The sequence below is a fragment of the Campylobacter sp. VBCF_04 NA7 genome, assembly GCF_027737405.1.
Taxonomy (GTDB): Bacteria; Campylobacterota; Campylobacteria; order Campylobacterales; family Campylobacteraceae; genus Campylobacter_B.
In genome coordinates this window covers 1-12,958 of record NZ_JAOVTT010000003.1, presented here as the reverse complement: position 1 = coordinate 12,958, position 12,958 = coordinate 1, and the positions used below count along the sequence as shown (strand labels likewise).

13 protein-coding genes and 1 tRNA gene are annotated in these 12,958 nt (G+C 39.8%); 9 read left to right on the top strand and 5 right to left on the bottom strand.

All coding sequences use genetic code 11. The annotated features are described in order from the left end of the window. Positions 1–360: 360 nt before the first annotated feature. From OFO00_RS03390 to OFO00_RS03380, 3 genes are all read right to left on the bottom strand, one after another. Complete coding sequence (locus tag OFO00_RS03390; protein WP_270864875.1) at positions 361–1,182, bottom strand: hypothetical protein; 822 nt, start codon at positions 1,180–1,182, stop codon at positions 361–363. 390 nt (positions 1,183–1,572) lie between these two features. Further along, positions 1,573–1,698 (bottom strand): hypothetical protein, encoded by a 126-nt coding sequence (locus OFO00_RS03385; protein WP_270859421.1) that lies wholly within the window; start codon positions 1,696–1,698, stop codon positions 1,573–1,575. Between the two features lies 1 nt (position 1,699). After that, positions 1,700–1,945: an XRE family transcriptional regulator gene (locus OFO00_RS03380; RefSeq protein WP_270859471.1), complete on the bottom strand. Its 246-nt coding sequence runs from the start codon at positions 1,943–1,945 to the stop codon at positions 1,700–1,702. 339 nt (positions 1,946–2,284) lie between these two features. Between OFO00_RS03380 and OFO00_RS03375 the strand changes: the two genes are divergently transcribed. The 9 genes from OFO00_RS03375 (at position 2,285) to OFO00_RS03335 (ending at position 12,229) form a co-directional block, all read left to right on the top strand. Then, positions 2,285–3,073 (top strand): HrcA family transcriptional regulator, encoded by a 789-nt coding sequence (locus OFO00_RS03375; protein WP_270859420.1) that lies wholly within the window; start codon positions 2,285–2,287, stop codon positions 3,071–3,073. Continuing rightward, complete coding sequence (locus OFO00_RS03370) at positions 3,070–3,690, top strand: nucleotide exchange factor GrpE (RefSeq protein ID WP_270864874.1); 621 nt, start codon at positions 3,070–3,072, stop codon at positions 3,688–3,690. Before OFO00_RS03375 ends, OFO00_RS03370 begins: the two co-directional genes overlap by 4 nt. A gap of 68 nt (positions 3,691–3,758) precedes the next feature. After that, positions 3,759–5,630 carry a molecular chaperone DnaK gene (gene dnaK, locus OFO00_RS03365; protein WP_270864873.1) on the top strand — a complete coding sequence of 624 codons (1,872 nt, stop codon included), beginning with the start codon at positions 3,759–3,761 and terminating at the stop codon, positions 5,628–5,630. Between the two features lie 293 nt (positions 5,631–5,923). Continuing rightward, entirely contained in the window at positions 5,924–8,701 is a 2,778-nt protein-coding gene (napA, locus tag OFO00_RS03360) for a nitrate reductase catalytic subunit NapA (protein WP_270864872.1), read from the top strand. Between the two features lie 2 nt (positions 8,702–8,703). Next, on the top strand, positions 8,704–9,444 hold the full coding sequence (napG, locus tag OFO00_RS03355) for a ferredoxin-type protein NapG (RefSeq protein WP_270859416.1): 741 nt from the start codon (positions 8,704–8,706) through the stop codon (positions 9,442–9,444). Next, a complete protein-coding gene (napH, locus tag OFO00_RS03350) occupies positions 9,441–10,220 on the top strand; it encodes a quinol dehydrogenase ferredoxin subunit NapH (RefSeq protein ID WP_270864871.1) in 780 nt (259 codons plus the stop codon). Before napG ends, napH begins: the two co-directional genes overlap by 4 nt. Next, positions 10,217–10,936, top strand: coding sequence for a nitrate reductase cytochrome c-type subunit (locus OFO00_RS03345; protein WP_270864870.1), 720 nt, complete (start codon positions 10,217–10,219; stop codon positions 10,934–10,936). The genes napH and OFO00_RS03345 overlap by 4 nt, the downstream gene beginning before the upstream one ends. Positions 10,937–10,991: 55 nt before the next feature. Further along, positions 10,992–11,894 carry a WD40 repeat domain-containing protein gene (locus OFO00_RS03340; RefSeq protein WP_270864869.1) on the top strand — a complete coding sequence of 301 codons (903 nt, stop codon included), beginning with the start codon at positions 10,992–10,994 and terminating at the stop codon, positions 11,892–11,894. Continuing rightward, positions 11,891–12,229, top strand: coding sequence for a chaperone NapD (locus OFO00_RS03335; RefSeq protein WP_270859412.1), 339 nt, complete (start codon positions 11,891–11,893; stop codon positions 12,227–12,229). The genes OFO00_RS03340 and OFO00_RS03335 overlap by 4 nt, the downstream gene beginning before the upstream one ends. Positions 12,230–12,380: 151 nt before the next feature. Here OFO00_RS03335 and OFO00_RS03330 read toward each other — a convergent pair. Both OFO00_RS03330 and OFO00_RS03325 read right to left on the bottom strand, forming a co-directional pair. Then, positions 12,381–12,455 (bottom strand) — tRNA-Glu (locus OFO00_RS03330). Positions 12,456–12,539: 84 nt separating this feature from the next. Then, positions 12,540–12,743: a hypothetical protein gene (locus OFO00_RS03325; protein WP_270864868.1), complete on the bottom strand. Its 204-nt coding sequence runs from the start codon at positions 12,741–12,743 to the stop codon at positions 12,540–12,542. Between the last annotated feature and the right edge of the window lie 215 nt (positions 12,744–12,958).

Below are 12,958 nucleotides of genomic sequence, written 5' to 3'. Positions count from 1 at the left end.
TAAATCAATTTAAATTCGCACATTTTAAATTCGCACTAAATTTTACTGGATTGCTTCGCTTTCTACGAAAGCTCGCAATGACAAATCAGAGATGAAAAAATTTTTCTGGATTGCCACGCTCGCTACGCTCACTCGCAATGACAAATCAGAGATGAAAAAATTTTTCTAGATTGCCGCGCTCGCTACGCTCGCTCGCAATGACAAATCAGGCAAATTTTTCGCTGTCGCCCGCTCACAATGACAAAAAAAATCAAAAATTCAAGCCCAAATTTTACTTGAAATTTTGCGCAAAATTTATCATAAAATTTATCGTAAAATTTCACGCAAATTTCAAACAAAAAGCCAAATTTGACCCAAATTTCAGTCCAAAAGCCTGTCAAATTTGATTTTATAAATTTTATTTAGGATTGTTTGGATATCGCCAAGCGCGCTTTTGTAGCTCTCGATTTTCAAAAAATCGTCATAAACGCTAAATTTCGCATACAAATCGTAAAAATTCTCGCCACTTCTATTTGTGATATTTTTCAGCGTCTCTTTATGCTTTTCTAGCAGTGTCGAAATCTGCCCCGCAACCTCGAATTTAGAGCGTTTCATAAGCTCACTATCTAAATTTTCGTTTTTTGCTTTTTCGGCGGTTTTGGCGGCATTTATGTTCCACTGCTGGTTTCGCACATCTACGCTCGCAACCCTTCTAGTGTGGTCAGCGTCAAGGTCGATCTTAGTCGGCGCATGGTATTCATCGACGCTGAAATCTTGGCCATTTAGCATGATATCGACGAGGCAAAACATAGTCTCTTTGTCGTTTGCGATGTGCAAAACCTCGACGAGATTGTCGCTAGCGTCGTAAGCTGAGGCATAGACGAAGTGAAACTCCACATCTTTTCGCCCGATTCTGGTTTTGGTATGGCACACGCCCTGATACAGCCTCGGAGCCTTGTCGCCGTAAAACCTAATGCGCCCCGCGCTGAATTTCAAAAATATATCGCCCACATCGCCAAAAAGCACATGGCCAGCTCTGAAAGTATCGACTTTGAGATTCGATAACGAAATATTGTAGCGTTTGATACGATCGAAATTTTCGTTTGCCACGCACATATCGCAAATTTCTTTGTTTCTGCCCGCCCAAAATGTCAAAATATCCTCATTTATAAACAGCTCGCTTGCAACCACGCTATCAATCATTTTCCGCCCTTTGTAAAAAAAATAAAGTTTATATTGTATCCCCCCCCCCTTAAAATGGGCTAAAATTTGGAGAATTTGCGAGGAAATTTGAAAATTTTTTGATTTGAATTATTGAAATTTTGGCTTTGCTTGATTTATCATTGCAAAGAAAAACAAAGCCTTAGCAAAGCAGTCTATGAACTTAAAATTTAAGGTTTGTGTTTTTGCAAAACCGACACTTCGGAATTTTAAACTCGTAGATTGCTTCGCTTTCTACGAAAGCTCGCAATGACAAATCGAACAAAACTGCATATTTAATTAATGATAAAATGTGTAAAATTTAAAATTTGGCTGAATTTTGGCTATTTAAATTCAGCCGCGGCAGTATCTAAAAATAAAATTTAACGAAAATTATCTAGCCAAAATTCGTCTAAAAAACGCGCGATAAAATGCGCTAAATTTTGACTCTTTTTTTGCATAAATTGCGCAAAATACGCTTTGTAAATCCATTTTTTCTTGCAATGTGATCTTATACATATCAGTCTCCTAATAATTTTTTTATTTTATGTAGCACAAAAGAAGCCTCGTCGCTATCGAGCTCGCAGAGCATTTGGCAAATCGCAGTCGCTGCCTGCGGTTTGGTCGTGCCAAGGCGCCAATCCTGGTATGTCCTCATCGACACGCCAAGCTTTTTCGCCATTACAGCGTGAGAAATCTTTTTGCCCATATTTTTTGCCTCGACGGCATTATGCAAAATATTGAATATATCGCTCGTTTCTAACATGCCAAAATTATACAAGTTTTAGGATTAATTATACATTAATCTGTATAGTTTATCTAAATTTTGTATTGTTTATAAGCAAAATTAGTAAATTTTTGCGTTATATCGTGTGAATTATACAGAATTTCTCATAAAACAAACATAAAATTTTACAAAATTTCCAAGAATTTTAAGGGGGAAATTTAGCTATGAAACCGCCGAATTTTGCACTCAAAACCAAATTTTGAAATTTCAAAATTTTAGCAAACAAACAAGTAAAGTGCTAAAATTTTTAAAAAACCTTGACATTTTGCCACTCAATGTTGTATAATATTAGCAATCAAAACGAAAGAGTGCTAATAAATGAAAACAAACAAGCGTGATTTGATACTTGATTCTATCATCGAAGCCTATTTGGACCTCAACGCTCCGATTGGCTCGTCGCAGTTAGGCGGGCGCATGGAGGTCGCTATACCAGCCTCGACGATTAGGGTGTATTTCAAAAAACTCAGCGACGAGGGCGCAATCACGCAACTTCATGTCAGTGGCGGACGAATCCCCACAGTAGCTACCATGCAAGATTACTGGCGCGCTAAACTCGATTTTAGCGAGATTTTATCGCTAAGAGACGGCGATGAGTTAGAAGCAATCTTAGAGGATTTTGATATTTATTGTATGATTTTTAGCGCAGAAAGCGAGTGTTTGACCGAGGTCATAAAGCACGATGAGCGTTTTATGATTTTGGTTTTCGACAAAGATGAGATTATTTTGAAATTTGATAACAGAATTTTCGAGCTTCTGTCGAATTTAATCGGAATTTCGCTCAAAGATTTGGAAGTCGCCTCTATGCAAATCGGTCTTAGAGAGCTAAACACCAAAATCCGCGAGCTGAAAAACTCAAAAATCGAGTTTATCGCAAACGAGGTCATGGCGTATAAAATTTTTAAAGATGAGAGATTTAAAATTTTGCTAAACCCCTCAATCGCCGTGAATTTTGACAAAAATTTAATCTTTGCGCCCTATTTCGAGCCTGGTTTTATGGGGATAAAATGCCCAGTAAAATTCGAAAACAAGGACGCTACGATGATTTGCGCTGGAAGTGTTTATGAGGATTATGAAAAATTTTTTAAATTTAGTAAAGGAGTAGCATGAGCCAAGAATTTGACGAGAAAACGCAAAATTCAGCAGGTGAATTTGAGGAAAAAGAGCACAAAAACTGCGGCGCTGGTTGCGGCTGCCAAAGCCCGCTAGCTGACGACGGCGATGAATTTAGCGAAGAGGTACAAAGCGAGTGTGAGTGCGAAAGCGCGCAAGATGATGAAATCACTAAGCTACAAAACGAACTTAGCGAGATTACAGATAAATTTTACCGCGCTAGTGCTGATTTCGACAATATCAAAAAGCGTTTGGAGCGCGAAAAAACCACAGCCGTGGAGTATGCGGCGGAAAAATTCGCAAAAGATCTCTTGCCGATAATCGACGCACTTGAAGAGGCCGCGAAAATCGACATTGAGGGCAATGAACTAGCCGATAAAATCGAAGAAGGCGTGAAACAATGTATAAATTTGTTTTTAAGCACATTTGAAAAATACGGCATTACGCCGATTTCAACGGACGATGGCTACGAGAGCGAAAGCGGTAAATTTTACCCAATCCAACTCGTAGAAAAAGATGGCGCAAAAACGAACGAAATCGTTCAAGTTTTGCAAAAAGGTTACCTTTACAAAGAGCGAATTTTACGCCCTGTAATGGTTATTTTGGCGAAGTAGATTTGAAATTTACGAATTCGCAAATTTACAAAATTTAAAGAAATAAAATTTAATAAAAAGGATAAAACATGGGAAAAGTAATTGGTATCGACTTAGGAACAACCAACTCTTGCGTTAGCATTTTTGAGCGTGGCGAAAGCAAGATTATTCCTAACAAAGAGGGCAAAAACACAACTCCCTCAGTTGTCGCATTTACCGACAAAGGCGAAGTTTTAGTCGGCGATAGCGCAAAACGCCAAGCCGTAACAAACCCTGAAAAAACGATTTATTCGATTAAAAGAATTATGGGTTTGATGATGAACGAGAAAAACGCGCAAGAGGCCAAAAAACGCCTTCCGTATAAAATCGTAGATCGCAACGGTGCGTGCGCGGTCGAAATCGCGGGCAAAGTCTATACCCCACAAGAAATTTCAGCAAAAGTTTTAATCAAGCTAAAAGAGGACGCAGAGGCCTTCTTGGGCGAGCCTGTGGTCGATGCGGTCATCACTGTGCCTGCGTATTTCAACGATAGCCAAAGAAAAGCGACAAAAGAAGCTGGCACAATCGCGGGGCTAAATGTCCTTCGTATCGTAAATGAGCCAACTGCGGCAGCTTTGGCGTATGGATTAGACAAAAAAGAAGCCGAAAAAATCGTGGTTTATGATTTGGGTGGCGGAACATTTGATGTTACCGTGCTAGAAACTGGCGATAGCGTAGTAGAAGTGCTAGCAACTGGCGGAAATGCCTTCCTTGGTGGCGATGATTTTGATAACAAAGTAATCGACTTTTTAGCAAGCGAATTCCAAGCAGAAAACGGAATCGACCTCAAAAACGATGTTATGGCAATGCAACGCCTAAAAGAAGCTGCTGAAAACGCTAAAAAAGAACTTTCAAGCGCAATGGAAACAACTGTAAATTTACCATTTATCACAGCTGATGCCACAGGTCCAAAACACCTTATGAAAACCATAACTAGGGCTAAATTTGAAAGCATGATTGATAATCTAGTCGATGAAACAATCGATACTCTAAAACGCGTCGTTAGCGAGGCTGGTCTTGGTATGAGCGATGTCAAAGAGGTCGTTATGGTCGGTGGCTCTACTCGCGTGCCACTTGTGCAAGAAGAGGTCAAAAAAGCATTTGGCAAAGAGCTAAATAAAAGCGTCAATCCAGACGAAGTCGTCGCAATCGGTGCAAGCGTGCAAGGCGCTGTTATCAAAGGCGATGTAAAAGATGTGCTTTTACTCGATGTTACGCCACTTAGCCTTGGTATCGAAACGCTTGGCAATGTAATGACTAAAATCATCGACAAAGGCACTACAATCCCAACCAAAAAATCGCAAGTCTTCTCGACTGCTGAGGATAATCAAACAGCCGTTACGATCAATGTCTTGCAAGGCGAGAGAGAGTTTGCCAGAGATAACAAATCGCTAGGAAATTTCAATCTAGAAGGCATTATGCCAGCCCCTCGCGGTGTGCCTCAAATCGAGGTTGAGTTTAACATCGACGCAAACGGAATTTTAACAGTTACCGCAAAAGACAAAGCCACAGGCAAGGCAACTGATATTCGCATTACTGGTTCAAGCGGTCTAAGCGACGAAGAAATCGACAAAATGGTAAAAGACGCCGAACTTCACAAAGAAGAGGATAAAAAGCGCAAAGAAAGCGTAGATGCTAGAAACCACGCTGACGCTATCGCTCACCAAACAGAAAAATCACTTGCTGAAATGGGCGAAAAAGTCCCAGGCGAGCTAAGAGCAAATATCGAAAGCGCACTAAATGATCTAAAAGAAGTTCTCAAAAACGAAAACGCGACAAAAGATCAAATTGACGCTAAGGTAAATGCCCTAAGCAAGGCGGCTGAGGATCTTTACAAAGCAGCCAGCGCCAACCAAAACCAAGGCGCAAATTCAAACAACGCTAAAAAAGACGATGATGTCATCGACGCAGAAGTCGAATAAATAAAATTTGAGCTAGCTTGCTAGCTCAAATTTCCGCCCAAATTTCCAAAATATCAAATTTTAATTTTATCCATATACATTAATATTCTATATCAATACAAAATTTCTAGGAATTCGATTATTAGCGCAAAATCGTGCTAAATTTATTTAAATTTAAAAATTATAATTTTATACATATTAGAAATTTAGGGATTTATTGCAAATTTTATTGATTTAAATCAATAAATTTGATTAATAATTTGTTATAATTTGCCTTGTGTTTCACAAATTTCTTTGAAAGAAAGGATAATTCTATGGACAGACGAGAATTTATCAAAAGTTCAGCAGCTGCTGCTGCGTGTAGTGCCGCTGGAATTTCTGCCCCAAGCCTAGCTAGTGCCGCTGACGGCGAAAAAGACTGGCGCTGGGACAAAGCGGCTTGTCGTTTTTGCGGAACCGGTTGTGGTATTATGGTTGCCACAAAAGGCGGAAAAATCGTAGCTGTAAAAGGCGATCCACTATGCCCTGTAAATCGTGGTCTTAACTGCATTAAAGGTTATTTTAATGCTAAGATTATGTATGGCGAGGACCGTATCACAAAACCTCTTTTGCGTATGAACGAAAAAGGCGAATTTGACAAAAAAGGTAAATTCGGCGAAGTTAGCTGGAAAAAAGCTTTTGATGTCATGGAAGCGCAATTCAGAAAAGCTTACGAGGAAAAAGGTCCAAGCGGTCTAGCTGTATTTGGTAGCGGTCAATACACTATCATGGAAGGTGTCGCTGCTGTCAAACTTATCAAAGCAGGTTTTAGATCTCACAATATCGACCCGAATGCTCGCCACTGTATGGCAAGTGCGGTTGTTGCGTTTATGCAAACATTTGGTATAGATGAGCCGTCAGGCTGCTTCGATGATATCGAGCTAACTGATACAGTTGTTTGCTGGGGCGCGAATATGGCCGAAATGCACCCAGTTTTGTGGTCTCGCGTAAATGACGCTAAACTTAAAAATCCTGATAAATACAAAGTTGTAAATTTATCAACTTTTTCAAGCAGAACTTCTAGCATTGCAGATATTGAGATTATTTTCAAACCTCATACTGACCTTGCGATTTGGAATTTGATTGCTCACGAGATTGTCTATAACCACCCAGAAGCGTTTGATGAGAAATTTGTCAAAGATCACTGCGTGTTTGCAACAGGTCCAGTTGATATCGGTTATGGTATGAGACCAAATCCAAAACACCCTAAATTTGATCCAAAAGAGGTCGATACAGTAGAAAAAGAGCTATCAAAAGTTCTTAGCGAAGATGAGGGTGTGACACTATCATACCTTGGTATGAAAGCTGGCGATACGCTAGAAAATAAAAACAATGGCAAAGCCGACGCTCACTGGTTAATCGGTTTTGAAGATTTCAAAAAAGCATTAGAGCCTTATACACTAGATTTCGTTGCCAAGCTTGCCAAAGGCGATGACAACGAGGATTTAGAAACTTTCAAGAAAAAACTTCAAGGCTTAGTTGATTTATATGTCGAAAAAGGCAGAAAAGTAGTAAGCTTCTGGACAATGGGTATGAATCAACACCAAAGAGGAACTTGGGTAAATGAGCAAAGCTATATGGTGCATTTCTTGCTAGGCAAACAAGCAAAACCGGGCGAAGGTGCGTTCTCACTAACAGGACAACCAAGCGCTTGCGGAACTGCACGCGAGGTAGGAACTTTCTGCCACAGATTGCCAGCTGACATGGTCGTAGCAAATCCAAAACACAGAGAAATGACAGAAAAAGTATGGCAAATCCCTGCTGGCACAATCAACCCACGCCCAGGTTTCCCTTATGTAAAACTTATGAGAGACATTGAAGACGGAGCGGTTAAATTTGCTTGGGTTCATGTAAATAACCCATGGCACAACACCGCAAATGCCAACCACTGGATCAAAGCAGCAAGAGAGATGGATAACTTCATCGTAGTAAGCGATCCATATCCGGGCGTATCTGCAAAAGTAGCGGATTTGATTTTGCCAACTGCTATGATTTATGAGAAATGGGGAGCTTATGGTAATGCTGAGCGTAGAACTCAACACTGGCGACAACAAGTATTGCCAGTAGGCGAAGCGATGAGTGATACATGGCAAATTTTAGAATTCTCAAAACGCTTTAAAATTAAAGATTTCTGGGGCGAGAGAAAAATCGATGATAAGCTAACCTTGCCAGATGTTTTAGAAGAAGCTAAAAAAATGGGTTACGATCCAGAAGATACTCTATTTGATGTATTGTTCGCTAACAAACGCGCACTTGAATACAAAGCAGATGATCCAATCATCGCAGGCTTTGACTGCACCGAAGTTTTCGGCGATAGCAGAAATGTCGTAGGAAGCGACGGAGAGGTATTTAAAGGCTATGGATTCTTCGTGCATAAATATCTATTCGAAGAGTATAGAATTTTCGGCGACGGACACGGACACGATTTAGCTGATTTTGATACATATCACAGAGTTAGAGGTCTTAGATGGCCAGTTGTCGATGGTAAAGAGACTCAATGGAGATTTAATACCAAATACGACACTTACGCTAAAAAAGCTAATCCAGACGGCGATTTCGCATTTTATGGTAACCAAGGCGCACTTCCGACAGGCGATATGAAAAGCACAACCTCAGGCGATGAGAAAACTTCATTTAAAAACAAAGGTAAAATTTTCTTCCGCCCTTACATGGATCCATGCGAAATGCCAAGCGAAGAGTATCCGTTCTGGCTATGTACTGGACGCGTCCTAGAACACTGGCACTCAGGCTCTATGACAATGCGTGTTCCTGAGCTTTACCGCGCTGTTCCAGAAGCTCTATGCTTTATGAACAAAGCAGACGGCGATAAAATGGGCATAGCTCAAAATGATATTGTATGGGTAGAATCAAGAAGAGGAAAAGTAAAAGCAAGAGTAGATTTCAGAGGTAGAAATGTTCCGCCTGTGGGTCTTGTTTATGTTCCTTGGTTTGATGAAAATGTATTTATCAACAAAGTTTGTCTAGACGCGACCTGCCCTCTTTCAAAAGAGACAGACTATAAAAAATGCGCAGTAAAAATTTATAAGGCATAATTATGGAAAGACGCGAAGTTTTAGGTTTATTAGGACTGCTTGTAGCAGGCGGAAGTGGATTTTGTGAATTTGCCAGAGCAGAGGATAAAATCCGTCTAAGACCGCCAGGTGCCCTTGATGAAAAAGAATTTATGAGCAAATGTATTCGTTGCGGGCTGTGCGTCGAAGCATGTCCATTTGATACGCTAAAACTAGCAGAATTTGGCGATAGCGGAGTGCCAAACGGAACTCCGTTTTTCCAGCCAAGACTAACTCCATGCTATATGTGCCAGGATATCCCTTGCACAGTAGCGTGCCCAACTAGCGCGTTAGATAAACAAAATGTTAGCGAAAATGACAAATTAAATATCAACAAAGCACAAATGGGCGTTGCAGTAGTGGATCAGAAAAACTGCGTTGCATACTTTGGAATTCAATGCGATGCATGTTATAGAGCCTGCCCTGTCATGGATAAGGCACTATTTATCGAATACAAACGCAACACAAGAACAGAAAAACACGCATTTTTGCTACCTGTTGTAGATAGCGATTACTGCACAGGGTGTGGAAAATGCGAAAAAGCCTGTATAACCGAAAAAGCAGCCATTACGGTGCTACCACGAAATTCAGTTTTAGGCAAGGTAAATGACAACTATGTCAAAGGTTGGATCGAAGGCGATGACGCGAAGCTAAAAGACGCTGATAGCCAAATCAACTTAAATTTGAAAAAAGGTATTGATTACTTAAACGGAGGCGAGCTATGAAATACACACTTTTAAGAAGATTAGTTCAATTCCTAATCCTTGGCCTTTTCATAGCCGGAAACTGCTATGGATTTAAAATTTTGCAAGGAAATTTAAGTTCGTCAGTGCTTTTTGGAGTTATAAATTTAAGCGATCCTTTTGCCGTGCTTCAACTAGTTTTGGCAAGTTTTAGCCTAGGTGCGCTTAGCATAGTTGGCGCGTTAATCATATTTGCGTTTTACGCTTTGATTGCGCCACGAGCTTTTTGCGGTTGGGTATGTCCTATCAATATCCTAACAGATTTGGCAGCTTGGATAAGAAAAGTTTTAAATATCCAAACCAAAATGTTTAGCGTTAGCAAAAACGCTAGATACTATTTGTTAGTTTTAGTCCTACTTTGTAGCGGATTGTTTAGTATAGCAGCCTTTGAGATACTAAATTTCGTCGGATTTTTCACAAGAGCGGTCGTTAGCCTTAGCGTTAGCGCATTTAGTATAGCCGCAATCATTGTGATATTTGAAATTTTCGCAGGAAATAGAATAATATGTTCCCATATATGCCCACTAGGGGGATTTTGGGCGATAGCAAGTAAATTTAGCTTAATTCGCATTTATCATAATGCAAACAAATGCACCAAATGCAACAAATGCAAGAGCGTTTGCCCTGAGGTTCAGGTGCTAAAAATGGTCTCAAAAGAGAGTTTTAAAATCGATTCTGAGTGCATAAGTTGCGGTAGATGTGTCCAAATTTGCGATGATGATGCGTTAAATTTTAGCATACTAGGAGTAAAAAAATGAAAAAGAAATTTGCTTTTTTAAGCCTTGTTGCAGCTACAATTTGTTGTTTGGGTTTGAGCGGTTGCCAAGATGAAAAAGGCAAAGCGAGCTCAAATACAAACCAACCAGTAGCGCAAACACAAGCCGCCTCAGCACCTGCTGCTACTAACGAAGTAAAAGCAGAAGCGCCTAAGGCAGAGGTAGCGCCAGCTGCTGCACCACAAGAGCCAGCCGCACCAGCGCCGGTTGTCGAGAAAAAGGAAGATATACCAAATTTAGAGCTTGCGCAAAGTCCTAAATTTAGAGAGGATTACACTAACGAAAACCTAACCTTGCCTACTTATGAGGTAAAAGGTGGCGCACCAGGCGAAAATATGGTATTCGAGAGAAGCTTCGAGAACGCTCCTCCGCTAATCCCACACACTTTGGACGATATGCTACCTATCACAGCCGAAAACAACATGTGCACCACATGCCACCTTCCAGAGGCTGCACAGGCTATGCAGATCAAATCGGTCCCACAAAGCCACTTAGCAGATTTGCGTGATGAGAATCAAAAGAGCCTTGATGGCGCACTTTCTATGGCTAGATACGACTGCGTTTCTTGCCATGTCACTCAAACAAACGCAACCGAGCTAGTTCAAAACAAATTTGAAGCAGATTTTAGTCGCTTTGCAGACTCAAATACTAGCTCAAATTTGCTTGACATTTTAAATCAGGGCGCTGATATCAAATAACCATTTTGTTGTGAGTTTGGACCTCCAAACTCACACAAAATTTACGAGGTAAAAAATGAAAAAATTATTCGTTGCTTTTATCTTTTTAGCAACCTTTCTTTTTGCAAATGACAAAGTCATAGTAGATGGCAACATCGCGATTTTAAAGCAAATGGATGAAAAAATCTATGCTGGCACGGACACTGGAAAGCTTTTTAGTATAAGCGGGAGCGATGAGAACGCTACTCTTGTTTTAGCTCTTCCGCAAGTCAAAAGCTATGTCGATGGCGATATCGATTCTAAGGTCATCGATGTCGATAAACTAGGTGAAAAATTTGCCCTTTTGATAAATGGCGATTATATGCACAAAAAACTCGCCGTGTATGAAAATGGCACGCTTGACACCTTTGATTTACCGATAACTGGTATCAAAAGACTATTTTTGCTAGATAGCAATACTATCGTTTTACTAGGCGTGGGAAGCGAAATTTTATACTACGACATAGCCTCAAAATCTGTGAAATTTGAGCACAAAATTTCAGATTCACCTTTTGGTGGCGTGAGCTTTGACCGCGAGAAAAATTTATTGCTTCTTTCAAACGAAGGCGGTATGATTTACTTTTTTGACACAAAAGAGAAAAAATTCTTACGCGAAAAAAGTATCCACAAAGACAATGTCTTCAATGTAGCCTTTGTAGGCGAGAGGGTGATAACTGGCTCAAACGACAAAACCTGCTATTACGAAAACGCAAGAGAGTCTAAATTTTTCGAAACTGGCTTTATCGTGTATAGCGTGGCATTAAGCGAGGATTTTGGCGCATTTACGACACTTGATGGCATAAATATCATAAACAAAGCCGGAAGCATCATCAAAAAAATCCCTTATGATGGTGAAATCATAAACAACATGACATTTTATGGCGATCGCTTAGTTGGCGCAGGATACGACAAAACAATTCATTTTTGGAGCTATAAATGAACATTTCAAGTGTGATAATCTACACAGATAATAAGACAAATTTGGACGAGCTTAGCGCTCTCGTGGCAAAGATAGAGTTTTGCGAAGTCGTGGCTGCACAAGATGGCAAAATCGTAGCGACTATCCAAACCGAGAGCCTAGATCAAGAGCTGGGCGCGTTTAAGGCTATGCAAGCCCTAAAAGGCGTAAGCGATGTAGCTATGATATACTCATACCAAGACCTAGACGAACAAATCGACGCCGCGAACAGCAACAATATAGAAGAGATTATGCAAAAAATCGACGAAGAACCAGAAATCAAAAAAATCAAATACGGTGGTAGTTTAAATATCTAAATTTACCTCTTTTTAAAGGCTGAATTTGGCAGAATTTGGCCTTTTTATAAATCCAAAACTTACTAAAAATTTCAAAACTTACCGATAAACTTACCTTAAAGATAGAAAAAAACGATAATTTAGCTGATTAAAATTGCGTATAGAAATGTTTTGGTGACCCATAGGAGACTCGAACTCCTGTTACCGGCGTGAGAGGCCAGTGTCCTAACCGCTAGACGAATGGGCCACAAAAAATAAGAAATATGATTTTACCCAAAGGATTATAAATTTAAGATAAATTTGAAAGCAAATTTGCGCTAAATTTCAAATTTTAAGTTAAATAGCTAAATTTAAAATCAAATTTTGAAATTTGGCGCGGAAATGAACAGCCCGCCAAGACAGCGTGTGAAAACAGCGTGTGAAAACAGCGTGTGAAAACAGCGTGTGAAAACAGCGTGTGAAAACAGCGTGTGAAAACAGCGTGTGAAAACAGCGTGTGAAAACAGCGTGTGAAAACAGCGAAAATTTCTCTCAAATCAACCTAAATTTGCGCACAAATTCAAATTCAATGAGCAAATTTTAAATGCAAATTCTGCGGGCAAATTTAGTACAATTTCAAATTCACAATTTCAAATTCACAATTTCAAATTCACAATTTCAAATTCACAATTTCAAATTCACAATTTCAAATTCACAATTTCAAATTCACAATTTCAAATTCACAATTTCAAATTCACAATTTCAAATTCA